General features: G+C 62.1%; 16 protein-coding genes and 3 pseudogenes. 6 read left to right on the top strand and 13 right to left on the bottom strand.

Going from position 1 to position 17,701, the window contains the following annotated elements:
• Positions 1–138: 138 nt before the first annotated feature.
• The 3 genes from G6N82_RS01845 to G6N82_RS01835 all read left to right on the top strand — a co-directional run bounded on the left by G6N82_RS01845 (position 139) and on the right by G6N82_RS01835 (position 1,981).
• Complete coding sequence (locus tag G6N82_RS01845) at positions 139–492, top strand: NAD(P)H-dependent oxidoreductase (protein ID WP_346773744.1); 354 nt, start codon at positions 139–141, stop codon at positions 490–492.
• A gap of 350 nt (positions 493–842) precedes the next feature.
• Positions 843–1,439: a hypothetical protein gene (locus tag G6N82_RS01840; RefSeq protein WP_206520273.1), complete on the top strand. Its 597-nt coding sequence runs from the start codon at positions 843–845 to the stop codon at positions 1,437–1,439.
• 5 nt (positions 1,440–1,444) lie between these two features.
• Positions 1,445–1,981 (top strand): AHH domain-containing protein, encoded by a 537-nt coding sequence (locus tag G6N82_RS01835; RefSeq protein ID WP_241255156.1) that lies wholly within the window; start codon positions 1,445–1,447, stop codon positions 1,979–1,981.
• On the opposite strand, the gene G6N82_RS01830 is transcribed toward G6N82_RS01835, so the two are convergent.
• Together G6N82_RS01830 and G6N82_RS01825 are read right to left on the bottom strand one after the other, a co-directional pair.
• A complete protein-coding gene (locus G6N82_RS01830; protein ID WP_165193164.1) occupies positions 1,978–2,964 on the bottom strand; it encodes a nitronate monooxygenase family protein in 987 nt (328 codons plus the stop codon). The two genes, G6N82_RS01835 and G6N82_RS01830, sit on opposite strands and share 4 nt — an antisense overlap.
• A 106-nt stretch (positions 2,965–3,070) precedes the next feature.
• Entirely contained in the window at positions 3,071–4,135 is a 1,065-nt protein-coding gene (locus G6N82_RS01825; protein ID WP_165193162.1) for an amidohydrolase family protein, read from the bottom strand.
• A gap of 396 nt (positions 4,136–4,531) precedes the next feature.
• Between G6N82_RS01825 and G6N82_RS01820 the strand changes: the two genes are divergently transcribed.
• A complete protein-coding gene (locus G6N82_RS01820) occupies positions 4,532–5,863 on the top strand; it encodes a DUF418 domain-containing protein (RefSeq protein ID WP_165193159.1) in 1,332 nt (443 codons plus the stop codon).
• 16 nt (positions 5,864–5,879) lie between these two features.
• On the opposite strand, the pseudogene leuA reads toward G6N82_RS01820, so the two are convergent.
• The 8 genes and pseudogenes from leuA to miaA all read right to left on the bottom strand — a co-directional run bounded on the left by leuA (position 5,880) and on the right by miaA (position 14,080).
• A pseudogene (leuA, locus tag G6N82_RS01815) lies at positions 5,880–7,566 on the bottom strand (2-isopropylmalate synthase).
• A 202-nt stretch (positions 7,567–7,768) separates the two neighbouring features.
• Positions 7,769–8,407 (bottom strand): alpha-hydroxy acid oxidase, encoded by a 639-nt coding sequence (locus G6N82_RS15265; RefSeq protein ID WP_346773765.1) that lies wholly within the window; start codon positions 8,405–8,407, stop codon positions 7,769–7,771.
• 82 nt (positions 8,408–8,489) lie between these two features.
• Positions 8,490–8,918, bottom strand: a pseudogene (locus G6N82_RS15260) (alpha-hydroxy-acid oxidizing protein); the annotation flags it as partial.
• Positions 8,919–8,960: 42 nt separating this feature from the next.
• Positions 8,961–9,605: a YceI family protein gene (locus G6N82_RS01805; RefSeq protein ID WP_165193156.1), complete on the bottom strand. Its 645-nt coding sequence runs from the start codon at positions 9,603–9,605 to the stop codon at positions 8,961–8,963.
• Between the two features lie 66 nt (positions 9,606–9,671).
• Positions 9,672–10,691, bottom strand: coding sequence for a ketol-acid reductoisomerase (ilvC, locus tag G6N82_RS01800; RefSeq protein ID WP_165193154.1), 1,020 nt, complete (start codon positions 10,689–10,691; stop codon positions 9,672–9,674).
• A gap of 24 nt (positions 10,692–10,715) precedes the next feature.
• Positions 10,716–11,232, bottom strand: a pseudogene (gene ilvN, locus G6N82_RS01795) (acetolactate synthase small subunit).
• Between the two features lie 11 nt (positions 11,233–11,243).
• Positions 11,244–12,989 (bottom strand): acetolactate synthase 3 large subunit, encoded by a 1,746-nt coding sequence (locus G6N82_RS01790; protein WP_165193151.1) that lies wholly within the window; start codon positions 12,987–12,989, stop codon positions 11,244–11,246.
• A gap of 143 nt (positions 12,990–13,132) precedes the next feature.
• Positions 13,133–14,080 (bottom strand): tRNA (adenosine(37)-N6)-dimethylallyltransferase MiaA, encoded by a 948-nt coding sequence (gene miaA / locus G6N82_RS01785; RefSeq protein ID WP_165193149.1) that lies wholly within the window; start codon positions 14,078–14,080, stop codon positions 13,133–13,135.
• Between miaA and serB the strand changes: the two genes are divergently transcribed.
• Positions 14,073–14,957 (top strand): phosphoserine phosphatase SerB, encoded by an 885-nt coding sequence (serB, locus tag G6N82_RS01780; RefSeq protein ID WP_165193147.1) that lies wholly within the window; start codon positions 14,073–14,075, stop codon positions 14,955–14,957. The genes miaA and serB overlap by 8 nt on opposite strands.
• On the opposite strand, the gene G6N82_RS01775 is transcribed toward serB, so the two are convergent.
• Complete coding sequence (locus G6N82_RS01775) at positions 14,954–15,550, bottom strand: hypothetical protein (protein ID WP_165193144.1); 597 nt, start codon at positions 15,548–15,550, stop codon at positions 14,954–14,956. The genes serB and G6N82_RS01775 overlap by 4 nt on opposite strands.
• 23 nt (positions 15,551–15,573) lie before the next feature.
• On the bottom strand, positions 15,574–16,245 hold the full coding sequence (locus G6N82_RS01770) for a nitroreductase family protein (RefSeq protein ID WP_165193142.1): 672 nt from the start codon (positions 16,243–16,245) through the stop codon (positions 15,574–15,576).
• A 117-nt stretch (positions 16,246–16,362) separates the two neighbouring features.
• Here G6N82_RS01770 and G6N82_RS01765 point away from each other — a divergent pair, with 117 nt between their 5' ends.
• A complete protein-coding gene (locus G6N82_RS01765) occupies positions 16,363–17,148 on the top strand; it encodes a ubiquinone biosynthesis protein COQ4 (protein WP_241255155.1) in 786 nt (261 codons plus the stop codon).
• A gap of 12 nt (positions 17,149–17,160) precedes the next feature.
• On the opposite strand, the gene G6N82_RS01760 is transcribed toward G6N82_RS01765, so the two are convergent.
• The gene (locus tag G6N82_RS01760; RefSeq protein ID WP_165193137.1) at positions 17,161–17,685 is read right to left on the bottom strand and encodes a TetR/AcrR family transcriptional regulator; all 525 of its coding nucleotides are present in this window, start codon (positions 17,683–17,685) and stop codon (positions 17,161–17,163) included.
• Between the last annotated feature and the right edge of the window lie 16 nt (positions 17,686–17,701).

Genomic DNA, 17,701 nt, shown 5'->3' with positions numbered 1-17,701 from the left:
GTGTCGATGGGAAAGGCCCAGCTATTGATTGTCTGGCATAGCCGCACGGGCGCAAGCGAAGCCCTGACGCAGGCTGCTGCTAATGGGGCCGGGACGACCGGGCTCCTGTTACGCGCTAATAGGGTTGGCCCAGAGCATTTGCTCGACGCATCAGCCTATCTCTTCGTCTGCCCGGAAAATCTCGCCAGCATGAGCGGGCTGATGAAGGAGATGTTCGATCGCTGCTACTATCCGGTGTTGGGCCGGATTGAAGGTCACGCCTATGGCACGATTATCGCCGCCGGATCGGATGGAAAAGGGGCGCAGCGTCAGATTGATCGGATTGCCAAGGGGTGGCGCTTGCGGCGCGTAGTCGAACCGATAATCGTCAACCTGGGCGCGCAAACGCCGGAAGAAATCCTTGCGCCGAAAACTCCAAGTAAAACTTCGCTTGATTTGGCGGAGCAGGTCGGGGCAGCGCTCGCCGAAGGTATTCGGATGGGAATCTATTGATATTTCAGTGTGCAACCGCGCAATAGAGGCGTACAAGACTCGACGGCAATATAAATTGGCGGCAAGGTCGCGATCTAGGACATGCAAACGGGAGCGGGGGGCTGGTCGTAAGCGTGAGTGAAGACCCGGATAATCATGCGCGACATGGCGTGCGGGGAATTCTTTTACTCTTCGCAGAGGGGCAGCGCCCTGATCGTGAAGCGATCCGCAATTTCGTTAACGCACAGCCCGGTGTTGCCCTGACGCTTGACCCTTTGTCGCGTCCGTCCCTGTTCATTGTGAACGAGGGAGACACGCAGCAGACTGTCGCGAACAGCCAAGCCGAACTACGGTCCAAGGAGCGCGTGTGGGTGGAGCTCCTGCGTGAGGGCCTCACTTTCGATCTTGTCGGACTGGCGCCGGGCAAACCGGTCGACATGCCCGAGATCGAATACCGGTTCGATTGCGGCAAACAGCTTTCATCAGGTCGGGCCGAGGCCGTGCAGTTGATGCCCGGTAGCCATCTGTCCGGGGGTGAAGCGAGCTTGCCAGTTTTACGGGCCTTGCTTGCGCTGGCGCGGGACCTGGTCCAGCATTTCGAGCAGGTCGAGGTGGTGGCATGGCCTCCGTCATCAAGCATGATCGGGCGACGGTTCTTCGAATCGACCACCACTGCTTGGCTTGAGGGAGGGGTATTTCCTGCCCTGGGCCTCACAGCCTTTCGTCAGACGATCGATGGCGGGCTGCAAAGCGTCGGGTTAAGCTTCCTGATCGGCCAGGAATTGCGGATCGAGCCAAAGCTCGCGATAGACAAGGCCGCAGCTACCCGGCTTGGCGTTCGCCTCATCAACCAGCTGGTCCTGGCTGGCCCGGTCGAACGCGCGGAGCAGATCATCGGTCCGGACGGTCAACGCCTGCAGCTGGATCCATCGGCCAACCGCAAGTTCGTGCGCGTTTGGGGCGGTTGAGATCGTTGCGCCGCCGCGCATTTGAAGCGATCGACAGGAGCCTTGCACGACGGCCACCACTGCCGTTTCGCTCTGTCAATCGTCGCAGCGACCCGACCTACGACCCGGGACTTCAACGCCATCACCTGCTGCCACGGCAGTTGCTTTCCCGCCGCTGTTTCGGCCGCTTTTTCGACGCGGTCGGCGTGAAGCAGGTCGGCTTCGACGATTTCCGCTCCAACGGCCTGATGCTCCCCGCTACCGAAGACCGCGCATGGCAGTTCGGTATGCCGCTGCACCGCGGCCCGCATCGCTACTACAATGCGATGGTGATCGAGCGGGTCGGCTGCATCGAAGCGCGCTGGGCTGAGGCAACTGCCCAAGACCCTGGCGAAGCACTAGAAGAGGCATTGATGCGCCTTGCATTGCTTCAGTCCGCCTTACGCCGGCGCCTGCTCGATGAGCGCCGCCGAATGGTCCTCAATCGCAACGACCCGCTTGGCACCGGTTTCGACTTCACCGAGCTAGACGCCATGGCCGAGATGCTCTGGAACGCAACCTAGCTGTTCCAGGGTGTGTAGCCGGTCTTTCCCGCCAGCTCCGCCTTGCCGGCATGATACTCACGCTCCAGCCGGGCGACGAGGTCTTCCACGGTCCCGACCTGCTTGATCGCGCCCACGCCCTGGCCCGAGCCCCAGATATCCTTCCACGCCTTGGCTTTGGTGTTGCCGCCGCTACCGAAGTTCATCTTTGACGGATCGCTTTCCGGCAGGTTCTCGGGATCGAGCCCCGCCGCCACGATCGAGCTGCGCAGGTAGTTGCCGTGCACCCCGGTGAACAGGTTGGTGTAGACGATCCCTTCGGCGCTGCCTTCGACGATCGCATCCTTGTAGCGCTGGTCGGCATTGGCTTCCTTGGTGGCGATGAAAGCGCTGCCCATATAGCCGAAGTCTGCCCTCATCGCCTGCGCGGCAAGGATGGAATAGCCATTGGCGATCGAGCCGGACAGCGCCACCAGCCCATCGAACCATTCGCGGATTTCCTGCATCAGCGCGAAGGGTGACAGCGCGCCGGCATGGCCGCCTGCACCGGCGGCGACCGGGATCAGCCCGTCGGCACCCTTTTCGATCGCCTTTTGCGCAAAGCGGTTGTTGATCACGTCATGCATGGTGATGCCGCCCCAGTTGCGCACCGCCTGGAACACTTCCTCGCGTGCGCCGAGCGAGGTGATGATCATCGGCACCTGCCACTTCTCGCAAGTCGCCATGTCGGCTTCGACGCGGTCGTTCGACTTGTGGATGATCTGGTTCACGGCGAAGGGCGCCGCCGGACGGTCCGGATTCTCGCGATTATGCTTGGCCAGTTCCTCGGTGATCTGGTGCAGCCATTCGTCGAGCAGCGATTGCGGCCGTGCATTGAGAGCAGGGAAGCTGCCGATGATCCCGGCCTTGCATTGCGCGATGACCAGTTCGGGCCCGGAGACGATGAACAGCGGCGAGCCGATCAGCGGCAGGCGCAGGCGATCAAAGGGGGCGGGAAGGGCCATCGGATACTCCGTCAGACTGTTTGCTTTGCGCGCCGATTAAGCAGCGCTGGCGGGCCTGTCGAGGCCCCGATTTTGCTAGGGCGAATTAGGCCCCGATGCCGTAACGTCACACGGCGGGCAACACATGCTCGATCCGATAGAATCGCGCCGCCGTGCCCGCGTAGAGCGCGCGCTTCTCCTCTGGACTGGCACCGCGCGTGATGCGTTTGAAGGCATTCCACAGCACCGGATAGGTCGCCCCCCAGCGGTCGACCGGGTAATTGCTTTCGAACATTGCGCGATCCGGCCCGAAGGTTTCGATGCAGGTTTCGATATAGGGGCGCCACATCGCAGCCAGGTCTTCCGAATTGGTCCCTGCCGCAGGGCCTTTCTCAGGCATGGCGCAATTGTGCATCGCGAGCCCGCCAAGCTTTACGGAGACGTTTTCGCATTGTGCTAGCTCGCGGATATTGCGGCGCCAGATATCGAACCGCTCGTGCAGCTTGCCGGTGTAGGACGCCATGCCCAGCGGCGTGCCGCAATGGTCAAGGCAGATCGGCTGATCGGGGAAGGCGCGAGCCAGGTCGATCACATCGGGAATTTGCGGCTCGAGAATCCAGGCATCGAAACTAAGACCGCGCTTCCCAAGTTCGGCAAAGCCTTCGCTGAAGGTGGAGTCGCGGTACAGTTCGGGCGGGGCGTGAAAAGGCGGCCCGAGCACTTCGGGATCGGCGTCCCACGCGCCCTGGTGGCGGAGGCCCCGGAAACGCGGTGAAGCTGCCTGCAAGGCATCCAGCACTTCGCCCGCCGCACTTCCTAGCGTCAGGTCGGCATGGCCAACGATCCCGGCGCACAGCCGCAAATCGCCATAAAGGCCACTGGCCGATTGGGCGGCAACCCCGTTGACATATTCGACCTCGCCAACCGGCTTCTTAGCATTGCCATAGGCCGCGTTGTAGAACGCGCTGCATTCCATGAAGACCGTGGCGATAATGTTATGGCCGGTCTGCACGTCGGCCAGGAGTTGGTCGAAGGTATAATGCGCTGCTGGAATCAGCGTTTCGATGAAGCGATGGCGCGGTTCGGGAAACATTGGCAGCATTGGCCGCAGATCCCACAAATGGTGATGTGGATCGATGATCGCCAAATCCGGTTCCAGAATCGGCTCCGGCTCAAGGGTTTCTTCGGTCATGGCGCTGCTCTCCCTCGCTCCCTTTTACGTGTCAGGACCCTATCGATGGAACACATGGAACACGGTCCAGATGCAAAAAAGCCCTTCTGTGACTGTAACTGGCAAAAAGCGTGACTTTACGTGCGAATGTGTGACTCTTAGCATGCAAAGTGTCACCATTGCAGGGCGGAGTGTGACCCTGCGGCGCACGCGAATGTGACTTTGGGTGCGCGCTCGTGTCAGGCGGGGCGAGGCCGGTTGCGGGTTCGATTGCATCATGTTCACACCCCACAACTACCCCGCGTCGCGCGAGTAGGAAAACGGCGGGGATAGCCGATATTCCCGCTTGCCAAGCGCGCGCCGGGCGCGCACTTTGCGCGCGACGGGTCGCTCCTGCCTTTGGGGGAGGCAAGCTCTATGGCGACGACCTATTCCGAAAATCTCGAACATGCCTTGGCTGAACCGGCGGTAGCGCCGACCAAAAATAGCGACCGCATTGGCGCACTCGATTTCGTGCGCGGTTGGGCGCTATTCGGCATCTTGTTGATGAACATCACTGGGTTCGGACTATCCCATGCCTATTACAACCCGCTCAACAATGGTGGCTATACCGGGGCGGACCTGACTGCCTGGCATATCATCCAGGTCGGATTCGACGGTACACAGCGGGGCCTGTTTTCGCTGCTGTTCGGGGCGGGCATCATCCTGCTGACAACCAAGCTGGAAGAGCGCGACCCACATCACGCAAGCGATATCTACATGCGCCGCAATCTGTGGCTGATCGGCTTCGGCATGGTCAATGTGTGGATCCTGTTGTGGCCGGGTGACATTCTCTACACCTACGGCATTACCGCGTTGTTTGCTTATGGCTTTCGCAAGCTTGCACCCAGATGGTTGACCGCCATCGCGCTTGCCTCGCTCGCTGTGATCGTGGTGCACAATTATGATGGGACGCAGGACCAGCTTGCTTCCTATGAAGCGGCGCAATCGGCCCAGGCAATTGCAGACGCCGGCGGCGAACTGAGCCAAGAGCAAAGCGCAGCAATCGCCAGCTGGGCCGCGGCAGAGGCTGAGCATACATTGTCACCCGATGTGATCGAGGCTGATATTGCGGCGCACAGGGCGGGCTGGCGCTCGACACAGGAAGCTATCGCGCCGCTCGCGGTTTGGCTCCAGACGACGCATCTGTATTACGAATTCGGCGACGTTTTCGGCATGATGCTGATCGGCATGGCTTTGTTCAAGCTGGGTGTGTTGACCCTGCAGCGCCCGCTTTGGCTTTATCTGGCCATGGTCGCCGTCGGGTACGGCATCGGTTTGCCGGTGAACCTGATGGAAACGCGCTGGATTATCGATCACAATTTCAGCCTGCTGGCTTTCAGCCAGGCGGACGTGACCATGCATGTCGGCCGCCTCGCGATGACCATGGGGCATCTGGGCGTGTTGTTGCTGCTCTACCGCTCAGGCCTGTTCGGATGGATGCGCCGTGCCTTTGCGGCGGTGGGGCAAATGGCGCTGACCAATTACCTGACGCATAGCGTAGTTTGCGCGATCATCTTCACAGGTTTCGGCCTGTTTGGCGCGCTCCAGCGGCACGAACTCTACTATATCTGGGCGATTATCTGCGCCGTGCAGCTGGTGATCAGCCCGATCTGGCTCAAATATTACCGCTTCGGGCCGATGGAATGGGTCTGGCGCGCGCTGACGTACTGGAAGAAGCCGGGATTTCGGCGGGCAGCCACGGCCTGAAAAAGCGGGCGGGCCTTCACGCTGATAGGCCCGCCGCTCCATTTGCCGCACTAAGCACGGCGCGGACGCTGGCGGTCGCGACGTCTTCGTCGATCCCGCAGCCCCAAACGGTGCGCCCGTCTGGTGTGCGGCATTCGAGATAGGCCGCCGCCCGCGCATCGGTGCCGGTGCCCAGCGCATGCTCGGTGTAGTCGACCACTTCAAGCTCGACCCCGAAAGTCTCGCGGATCGTGCTCATCACGGATGAGATCAGCCCGTTGCCGCGCCCGGAAACGCTCTGTTCCTGCCCATCGACCGCAATCTTCCCGGAGAAGATGCGCGTGCCGTCCGCCGCACGAGTTTCGTCGTAATCGACCAGGCGGAAGTGGCGCGGTTCGATCTTGACGTAATAGGCCTTGCGGAAGGCGTTCCAGATATCGGCGGCGTTGAGCTCGCGGCCCAGCTCATCGGCCAAGTGCTGGACATGTTTCGAGAAGTCCGCCTGCATCTTCTTGGGCAGTTTCAGGCCCTGGTCCTGCTCGAGCACCCAGGCGAGATCCGCCCTTGCCGGATTGCGAATTGACGCGGATCACCGCCTCGTAATTGCGGCCAAGGTCAGCCGGATCGATCGGCAGATAGGGTACGCGCCACAGCTCGTCATTCTGGGTCGAATGCGCTTCGAAGCCCTTCTTGATCGCGTCCTGGTGGCTGCCGGAAAAGGCCGTGAACACCAGTTCGCCGCCATAGGGGTGGCGCTGGTGGACCGGCAGCTCGTTGCAATATTCGACCGTTTCGATGATCCGGTCGATGTCCGAGAAATCGAGGCCGGGATCTACGCCTTGCGTGTACATGTTGAGCGCAACAGTCACGAGGCAGCAATTGCCGGTGCGCTCGCCATTGCCGAACAGGCAGCCTTCGACCCGGTCTGCGCCTGCCATCAGGCCCAGTTCCGCCGCGGCGACGCCAGTGCCGCGGTCGTTGTGGGTGTGCAGGGAGATCACCGCGCTCTCGCGATTGGGCAGATTGCGGCAGAAATACTCGATCTGGTCGGCGTAGATATTGGGCGTTGCGGCCTCGACCGTGGCCGGCAGGTTGAGGATGATCGGATGTTCGGGCGTGGGCTGGAGTACTTCCATCACCGCCTCACACACCTCAATGCTGAAATCGAGCTCGGCGGTGGAGAAGGTCTCGGGGCTGTATTGGAAATGCCAATCAGTATCGGGGCGCTTCGCCGCCTCGTCACGCATAACCCTGGCGCCGTTGCGAGCGATCTCGACCACTTCCGGCTTGCTCATGCGGAACACGATGTCGCGCCACGCGGGGGATACCGCGTTGTAGAGATGGACGATCGCGGCGGGCGCTCCGCTGAGGCTTTCGAAGCTGGTGCGGATCAGGTCCTCGCGGCTCTGCGTCAACACCTGGACGGTCACGTCGTCCGGGATGCGGCCCGATTTCACCAGGCCAGAGATGAAGTCGAACTCGGTGGCGCCCGCGCTGGGGAAGCCGACTTCGATTTCCTTGATGCCGATACGGACCAGCTCGTCGAAGAAACGGTTCTTCTTCACCGCATCCATCGGGTCGATGATCGACTGGTTGCCATCGCGCAGATCGGTCGAAAGCCAGCGCGGCGGCGCGGTGATGGTGCGGCTTGGCCACTGCCGGTCAGGCAGGTTGACTTGCGGGAAGGGCCGGTATTTTCGGCTCGGGTCGGAAAGCATGGTCATTGTGATGAAACTCGTAACGATGATCTGGAAGGCGGTGCGGCAATGCTCCCTTGGGCGATCCGCGCGCCGTCAGGGCACGCGATCTGTCACGCCCAAGGGCGTGTAAGTCGTAGAAGCAGCAGCGATCCGTTACGCGTCATGCCCGCTCAATTGCCGATAATTGCGCGCAGTGCAAGGCGCATGGAAAGAAAAAATGCGCGAGCTAGCGCCAGCGCAGCCGCTCGGGCGTGAGCTGGTCGACCGAAGTCACCCCCATCAACCGCATCCCGCGCTCGATCTCGTCCTTGAGGATGCCGATCGCCCGCTCGACTCCCGGCTGCCCTGCTGCTGCGAGCGCATAGAGATAGAGCCGCCCGCCCGATGCGGCGGTTGCTCCGGCGCACAGGCTCTTGAGCGCATGCGTCCCGCGCCGCACCCCGCCATCGCAGATGATCTCGATCTCGCCGCCAACGGTATCGACGATCTCGCGCAGCTGGTCGAACGGCGCGCGGCTGCCATCGAGCTGCCGGCCGCCGTGGTTCGAGATCATGATCGCATCGGCGCCGATCTGCACCGCGCGGCGCGCGTCATTCGCGCTCATCACGCCCTTGAGGCAGAATTTGCCGCCCCAGTCCTGCCGGATCCGCGCCGCAGTTTCCCAGTCCATCGAGGTATCGAGCATGGTGTTGAAGTATTCGGCGATGCTGACCGCCTTGCCGCTGCCTTCGCTGACATGCGTGTCGAGATTGGGCAGGCGGAATTTCTCGCGCAAGAGGTAGTCGAGCGTCCAGCGCGGGCGCGTGGCATAGCTCCACACCGCGCTCGCCGAGAAACGGGGCGGGGTGGTGAAGCCGCTGCGCAGGCACCGCTCGCGCTTGCCCGAAAGCGATCGTGTCGACCGTCAGCGCCATGGCGTCGAAATTCGCCGCCTGGCAGCGCTCGATCATCGAGGCGTTCAGCCCCTTGTCCTTGTGCACATAAAGCTGGAACAGCTTGGGGCCGCTGGTGAGCGATGCAATTTCCTCGATGCTGCGTGTCGCGAGGCTGGATATGCCGAACCACAGGCCGAATTTCTCCGCCGCCTTCGCCACCGCGGTTTCACCTTGCCAGTGGAATGCACGTTGCACCGCCGTGGGGCTGAGCATCAGTGGCAGGGCGGACTTGCGGCCCATGATCGTGCAGCTGGTGTCGATTTCGGCGACGCCTGCCAGCACGTCGGGCACGAGGTCGCACGTCTCGAAAGCGGCGGTGTTGCGCGCCTTGGTCAGTTCGTCATCCGCTGCGCCATCGATATAGTCGAACACCGGCCAGGGCAGGCGCGCCCTGGCCAGTTTCCGGAAGTCATCGATATTATGGCAATCGAATAGCTGCATCGCCGCCGGTTTGGCCGCGCGCTGCGCATTTGTCGAGCGCGATCACTGCAGTTCGAACGCCGCCGTGATTTCCAGTTCCACCTGTTCGCCAACCAGCGGCACGCCATAATTGATGCCCCACTGGCGCCGGTCGATCACTGCGCGCGCTTCGAAGCCCACGGTCTGCTTCTTGTTGAAGGGGTTGGCGCCCGCGCCAGTGAAGTTGGCCAGCATGGTAACCGGGGCGGTCTTGCCGTTCATGGTCAGCATGCCGCTGATGACGGCAGTGGTGTCACCCGTCTTGCGCACGCTGGTGGAGACGAATTTGGCCTCCTCTGGCGCTGGCCCGAAAAAGTCGGGTGCACCGCCATCCTTGCCCGGGCGGAACAAATGTTCGCGCAGGCCTTCGCTGGCAACGGTCGCCTTTGCAATCGGGATCGAAATGTCGAAATTCGCTGCCTCGACATTGGCAGGGTCCAGCTTCATCGTGCCGCTGATGTCGCCGAACAGGCCGATGTAGTCGTTGAAGCCGAAGTGGTGGACACGCCACGAGACCAGCGTGTGCGAGGGATCGAGCGCATAGCTGCCTGCCTGCACGCGCGACACGTCGACAGCGCCGGGCACTTGCGGCGCATCCTGCGCGGAAATAGCGGTAACTGCGAAAGCGCTCGAGCCGAGCAGGGCGAGCGCGAATAGTGACTTCTTCATGCAAACCTCCGGACTGTCCCGTCACCGGCATAACCGGGCGGGACAGCGGAAGGTTCCGAAAAGAGCTTAGTTCTTTTCCTTGTCGACCAGCTTGTTGGCGCTGATCCACGGCATCATGGCACGAAGGCGCGCACCGGTCTGCTCGATCGGATGGGCTTCGGCGCGCTTGCGGGCGGCCTTCAGCTCAGGCTGGCCGGCGCGGTTGTCGAGCACGAAGTTCTTCACGAAGCGGCCCGACTGGATATCGTCGAGCACGCGCTTCATCTCCGCCTTGGTCTCTGCCGTGATGATGCGCGGGCCGGTGGTGATGTCGCCGTATTCGGCGGTGTTCGAGATCGAATAGCGCATGTTGGCGATGCCGCCTTCATAGAGCAGGTCGACGATCAGCTTGGTTTCGTGGAGGCATTCGAAATAGGCCATTTCGGGGGCGTAGCCGGCTTCGACCAGCGTTTCGAAGCCGGCCTGGATCAGATGGGTGATGCCGCCGCACAGCACGGCCTGCTCGCCGAACAGGTCGGTCTCGCATTCCTCGCGGAAATTGGTCTCGATGATGCCCGAACGGCCACCACCAACACCGCTGGCATAGGCGAGCGCAATGTCATGCGCCGCACCGCTCGCGTCCTGGTGGATTGCGATCAGGCAGGGAACGCCGCCGCCCTTCTGGTATTCGCTGCGCACGGTGTGGCCGGGGCCCTTGGGCGCGATCATGATGACGTCGATATCAGCGGGCGCTTCGATCAGGCCGAAATGGATGTTGAGGCCGTGCGCGAAAGCGAGCGCGCTGCCGGGCTTCATATTGCCCTTAAGATCGTTTTCCCAGATTGCCGCCTGGTGTTCGTCAGGCGCGAGCACCATCAGGATATCGGCCCATGCCGCAGCATCCTTGTTGCTCAGCACCTTGAAGCCGGCGCCTTCAGCCTTCTTCGCCGTGGCAGAGCCTTCGCGAAGCGCAATGGCGACGTCTTTCACCCCGCTGTCGCGCAGGTTCTGGGCATGGGCGTGACCCTGGCTGCCATAGCCGAGCACGGCGATCTTCTTGTCCTTGATAAGGCCGAGATCGGCATCGGCGTCGTAATAAACTTTCATTGGTGTCCCTTTTCGTTGAACCTATCAGGCGCCTTCCGCGCCGCGCATCATGCCAACCACGCCGCTGCGACCGAACCTCGACCAGGCCAAGGCCGCGCATCAGCGCGATGAAACTGTCGATCTTGTCCGGCGCGCCGGTGAGCTCGAACACGAAGCTTTCCGTGGTGGTGTCGACCACGCTGGCGCGGAACACATCCGCGATGCGCAACGCCTCGACCCGCTTTTCGCCGGTACCGGCAACCTTGATCAGCGCCAGCTCGCGCTCGACATGCGGGCCGGCCTCGGTCAGGTCGGTGACCTTGTGGACCGGCACCAGCCGTTCAAGCTGGGCCTCGATCTGGTCGATCACCTGCGGCGGGCCGTTGGTGACGATGGTGATCCGGCTGACCGAATGGTTTTCGGTGATGTCGGCCACGGTCAGGCTGTCGATATTATAGCCGCGCGCGGTGAACAGCCCGGCAATCTTCGCAAGGATGCCGGATTCATTGTCGACCGTGATGTTGAGCACGTGCCGTTCGCTGGCAGCGGTTCGGATTTTCATGGATCGGTTCCTTAGACCAGCGCTTTCGCTTCGTCGTCCATCGTGCCTTCGACCTGGTCGCCATAAAGCAGCATGTCGGTGTGCGCGGCGCCGCTGGGGATCATCGGGAAGCAGTTCGCTTCCTTCGCCACCAGGCAATCAACCATCACCGGGCCATCATGCGCCAGCATGGCTTCGATCCCGGCGTCGAGCCCGGCTTCGTCCTCGATGCGGATGCCTTTCCAGCCATAGGCTTCGGCCAGCCGCACGAAATCGGGCAGGCTGTCCGAATAGGAATTCGAATAGCGGCTTTCATAGGTCAGCTGCTGCCACTGGCGCACCATGCCCATATATTCGTTGTTGAGAATGAACACCTTCACCGGCAGGCGATACTGGCTGGCAGTGCCCAGTTCCTGGATGTTCATCTGGATCGAAGCTTCACCGGCGATGTCGATCACCAGATCATCGGGATTGCCCAATTGCGCGCCGATCGCGGCGGGCAGGCCATAGCCCATGGTGCCGAGCCCGCCTGAAGTGAGCCACTTGTTGGGATCGTTGAAGCCGAAGTACTGCGCCGCCCACATCTGGTGCTGGCCAACCTCGGTTGTGATGATCGGATTGCGCGCCTTGGTCAGCGCGAACAGCCGCTCGACCGCCTTTTGCGGCATGATCATGTCTGACTTTTCAGGGTAGGCGAGGCATTCGCGCGCGCGCCACCCGGCGATCCGTGCTTTCCATTCGCCGAGGTCGCGCGGCTTGCGGCTGCCCCATGCAGCGATCAGCTGGCCGAGGACCGTGGCACAATCGCCCACGATCGGCAGATCGACATGCACTGTCTTGTTGATCGAGCTGCGGTCGATATCGATGTGGATCTTGGTGGAATTGGGGCTGAAGGCATCGAGCCGCCCGGTCACCCGGTCATCAAAGCGCGCGCCGATGCAGACCATCAGGTCGCACTGGTTCATCGCCATATTGGCTTCGTAGGTGCCATGCATGCCCAGCATGCCCAGCCAGTCAGGGTGGTCGGACGGGAAAGCGCCGAGGCCCATCAGCGTGGACGTGGTGGGCGCGCCGGTCAGGTCTTGTAGCTGGCGCAGCAAGCGGCTTGCCTCCGGGCCGGAATTGATCACTCCGCCGCCGGTGTAGAACACCGGGCGTTCGGCCTTGGCCAGCAGTTCGACAGCTTCGGCTATTTCCTCCGCGCTGCCGACCATGCGGGGCTGGTAGCGGTGCGAGGCCGAGCCATTGCTCTCGCGCGTGGAAGAAGGGACGGCGATCTGCACATCCTTGGGAATGTCGACCACGACCGGGCCTGGGCGGCCGGTGGTGGCGATGCGAAAGGCTTCCTCAATCGTCGCCTTGAGGTCGGCGGGTTCCTTCACGAGGTAATTGTGCTTGGTGCAATGGCGCGTGATGCCGATGGTGTCGGCTTCCTGGAAGGCGTCAGTGCCGATGAGTGCTGTCGGCACCTGCCCGGTGATGACCACCATCGGGATCGAGTCCATGAACGCGTCGGCAATACCAGTCACGGCATTGGTCGCGCCCGGGCCAGAGGTGACCAGCACCACGCCCGGTTTGCCGGTCGAGCGGGCATATCCTTCGGCGGCATGGGCCGCGCCGGCTTCGTGGCGGACGAGGATATGGCGAATGCGCTCATCGCCGAACAGCTCGTCGTAAATCGGCAGCACTGCACCGCCGGGATAGCCGAACACGAATTCGACCCCTTGCTCGACCAGGCTTTCAACCAGGATTGCTGCGCCGCTGCGCTCCTGTGACACGTCGATATTCCTTCCATACGTGCGGTTTGGTGCCCGCCTCTAGGGACATTTTCTGGCCCATACAATAAATTCGGCCCGGTGCAGGGACTGCAACACCGGGCCTTCGTTAGCCTGCTATGCGTTCGAATCTATCGTGTCAACCGTTAATCGCGCAATAAAGATGCAAAATGCACGTGAAGTGAGATATTTTCAGGCGTTGCGCGAGGCCAGTCCGCGGGAGGCTGCCTCCTGAACCAGGTATATTGGCGCTTGGCATAGTTGCGCGTGGCCTGTTGCCCGGCAGCGATCATCGCGTCACGCGAGATCTCACCGCGCAGGAAAGCGGCAATTTCCGGCACGCCGATAGCGCGCATCACCGGCAGTTCCGGCGAGAGCCCGCGCGCCAACAGCGCTTCGACTTCCGCGATTGCCCCGCGCTCCAGCATGATCTCGAAACGCCGGTCACAGCGCGCATAGAGCCAGCCGCGATCGGGCAGCAGGATCAGCGGATGCAGCTCAATTACCTCGCCGATCCCGCCGGTCTTTTCGGCCTGCCATTCGCGCAAGGTCTTGCCGGTCGAGCGGACTACTTCCAATGCCCGCGCGATCCGCTGGCTGTCGCCGGGATTGAGCGCCGCGGCCCGTTCGGAGTCTTCGGCTTGCAGGGCGAGATAGGCATCGGGGGTGGGAAGGGCGCGCACCACCTCGCGCACCGCCGGGTCGATCGCAGGGATGGGCGCGATCCCTTCAAGCAGGGTCCGCAGATAGAGGCCCGTTCCGCCGACCAGGATCGGTACGACGCCCTCAGCATGGAGTGCTGCGATCTCGCGCTTTGCCGCTGCCGCCCAATCCGCCGCCGAACAAGGTGTTGCCCCATCCCATGCCCCGAACAGCCGGTGTTCCACCCCGCGCATATCCTCTTCTGAGGGTCGCGCGCTCAGCACCCGCAAATCGGCATAGACCTGCGCGCTGTCGGCATTGAGCACCACGCCGCGCCGACCCCTGCTTTCCAGCGCCAGCGCCAGCTCCACGGCAAGATCGCTCTTGCCGCTGGCGGTCGGCCCTGCAATGAGCGCCACCGCGCCTTTCACTGGAGAATCTCCTTTGCCCATTGCCCGGCTGATAGCAGACCCGCAGCAGCTTGAAACACGGCTCGACGCGGCCACCCGTGCGCTGGAAGCACAGGGCATGCGCGTGGCGATGGCGCGGATGCTCGATACATCGGGCGATGTCCTGCAGCTGGCGCTGCCGGAAGCCGACACCGCCAAGCTGATGCAGGTGCTGGGCGATCACTTCGGCCCGGCTGACATGTTGGTAGCGGCGAGCGACATAGACCTGCCGCGCCTGTTCGTATCGGATATGGATTCGACCATGATCGGGCAGGAATGCATTGACGAACTGGCCGATTTCGCCGGGATCAAGCACCATGTCGCCGCGATTACCGAGCGCGCGATGCAAGGCGAGCTCGACTTCGAAAGCGCCCTGCGCGAGCGGGTGATGCTGCTGCGCGATCTTTCCGAAGAGGCGATCTTCGAATGCCTGGCAACCCGGATCAAGCCGATGCCCGGCGCCCGCGTGCTGGTCGAAACGCTCAAGTCGAAGGGCTGCCGTACCGTGCTGGTAACCGGCGGGTTCCATCACTTCGCCGATCCGATTGGCGAGCAGCTTGGATTTGAGCGCGTGGTCGGCAACCGCCTGGCGATCGACGGTGGCAAGCTGACCGGCGAGTTGGTCGGAGCGATCACCGACAGCTCGGTCAAGCGGGCAACGCTGGAAGCCGAGCTGGCCGAAATGGGCGAGGGGGCGGTTTCGCTGGCCACCGGTGACGGCGCCAATGATATACCGATGCTGGTCGCGGCCGATTACGGTGTGGCCTATCGCGCCAAGCCCGCGGCTAAACTCGCGGCGAATGGCTGGATCGATCGCGGTGACCTGACTTCGGTGCTGAAGCTGTTGGGGATCCCCGAGAGCGAGTGGGTTGCAGGTTAGGCGGTTACCGCTTTCGCCCGCCGGTTGCGCTGCTTGATCCAGGCGGCAAAGCGGATCCCGCCGGCTGCAATCGCCACGGACGCGAGCAGCACACCCTCGCTCATCGTTTCCTCGCGGAAAATCCGCCCGACATAGCTCTGCAGGAAAATGAACCACAGGTAATGGATGCCGGTGCGGTGCAACCGCTTCCACCACTTGCCCATCGCCTTCATCGCGGCGGTTTTCGAGGTGAAGGCCATCGCATAGAGGATGGCATAGGCCAGCCCGCCGAACACGTAGGTGACGAGACCCTTGCCTTCGCCGGACACTTCGATCGCAGTCACCAGTGCGGCCAGGTGCACCGTGTGGCTCATGGCAAATCCCAGGCCGATGTATTTGCGCTTGGCGAGGATCGCCTTCGACCAGTCGGAACGGGTCAGATCGACCAGTGGCCGCGCAACATAGGCCAGGATCAGCAAGGGAAATCCCACCCGCGCCGTGTATTTGGCGGCGTTGTTCCATTGTTCGATCGTGCCCGTTTGCGTGGCGAAGGCAAAAGCAATGGCGCCTAATCCCAGCACCAGTCCAAGCCACATCGGCCAGTTCTTCGGCATCGGCTGTACTCCCTCACTCAATCCTACAGCCAACTTGCAATCTGGCTGAGCGGTTTTTTCTTCAGCGCATGCGCGGGTACGGTTGCGCCTTCCGCTGGGCGGCCCACCACCACGATCATCAGCGGCTTCTCGTGCTCGGGCCGGCCGCAGATCTCGCGCAGGAAGCCCATCGGCGAAGGTGTGTGGGTGAGGGTGGCGCAACCCGCTTCGTGCAGCGTCGCGATCAGCATGCCGCAAGCGATCCCCACACTCTCATTCACGTAATAGTTCTGGGTTTTCCCGTCTTCGTCGATCCCGCCCTTGCGCTGGGCGAAAACGACGATCAGCCACGGCGCGGTCTCGAGGAAAGGCTTGTCGTCATCTGTGCCCAGCGGCGCGAGCGCGTCGAGCCATTCGTCCGATGCCTTGCCCGCATAGAAGGCGCGTTCTTCCGCTTCGGCAGCTTCGCGGATCGCTCGCTTGGTTGCGGGCGAAGAGACCACCGCAAAGTGCCAGGGCTGGTGGTTCGCCCCGTTGGGCGCGCTACCGGCAGCCTCGATCGCGGCTTCGATGACCTCGCGCGGCACCGGCGCGTCGGAGAAATAGCGGCAGCTGCGGCGCTCTTTCAAACGGTCGCGCAGCGCACGCGCACGGGCGATGGCTTCATCATCCGAAACCGGCGGCAACGAATAGGGGACAGTTTCGTGGCTCTGCATGCGCATACCTGAGGGCTATTCGCGTTCAAAGGCAAGCTAGTTACTTGCCGAGGATCGTGGACAGGCAATTTACATTCTTGTAAGTTGCGCGGTGATATTGAGAGTCGAATTATGCCGATGTCCGATCGCCCTTTGCTAGCCCCTGATCGCAAGCTTTCAGGCTTCCGCCCGTTCAAGGTGTGGAAGCATTTCCGCAAGCTGGTGGCGGACAAGGAAGATACCGAACAGGTGTTTCACATCATCGAGGCCCTGAAAGGCCGTGCCAGTCATGATCAGGCTTGGGATTTCATTGTCTCGTACCGTGGCGTGGTCGATATTGAAAACGGCGTCAATATCCCCGCGATGCTGGACGACCATGAACGCTGGGCCGATTGCGCGCCCAACAGCGTGGCCCAGCATTACATCCGCTTCATGAAGAGCGAAGGGCTGACCGCCGCCGGACTTGTCGCTGATAGCCACAAGTGGGCGCCGCCGGAAACTCTGCCACAAGACTGGACGCAATGGTATTTCGACCGGCTGCGGGACACGCATGATCTGTTCCATGTGCTGAGCGGCTATGGTCGTGATGCGCTGGGCGAGGCGTGTCTGCTGGGCTTCAGCTATGAGCAGAATCGCAATCTGGGCGTGAAATTCATCGCCTATGCGGGAACGCGCCAGATCCAAAAGACTACACGCACCAATGCACCGCTGTTTGCCGCAGTGCGCGAAGGTCGCGATCTGGGCCGTGCGGCTGCCAAGATCGCACACGAGGACATCGAAGCGCTGATGCGCGAAGATATCGATGCGGCGCGCGCGCGGCTCAATATCGGCAAGCCGGTGATCTACCGGCAATGCCTGGCGCAGCTCGAAGCTGAAGGGCATTTGCAGCAAGACTTGATGGCATCGCAGGCACAGGCTGCCTGAACGCCCTCAATCTCAGGCTTCGGCAAGGATCGCCGACGTTGCGCGTCTTAGCGTCCGAGCCATCTCTTCCGGTGGAGTGCTGATTCGACCGGATACCCACCCGGCTATCGCGGAAAAGACCGTCCCGGCGATCAGGATCGCCTTTAGCCGACGGTCTTTCAGAACCTGCGATCGCTGTTCGATGACATGCGCCAGCAAGGCTTCGGTTCTGTGCCCGCGTGGCTCCAATATCAGGTCGCGTCCGGACCCGCGGTTCTGCCAGACATGCTCGAGCAGGGGCACAAGCATGGCGTCGTTATGGTCCGCGATAAGGCTGTCGGCCAGCGCGCCAAACAGGTTGGCGAGGCTTTCGTTCGAGAGCGCTTCGATCCCGTCGAAATGATCGTAGAATGTAGAGCGCGCGATACCTGCCTCGGCGATCACCTGTGCCACTGCGGGTCTTGGCGATGCGCCCTCCAGCAGCAGGCGGTTGAACACTCCAAGGATCCGCTGGCGTGTCTCGGCCCGGCTGCCCGACTTTTCGATGAGATTGTCCATTGTCGTTCGCACCCCC

This window comes from Altererythrobacter sp. BO-6, assembly GCF_011047315.1.
In the GTDB taxonomy this organism is placed as follows: Bacteria; Pseudomonadota; Alphaproteobacteria; order Sphingomonadales; family Sphingomonadaceae; genus Erythrobacter.
The sequence above is the reverse complement of the archived record's forward strand: the minus strand, read 5'-3'. Positions and strand labels throughout refer to the sequence as shown.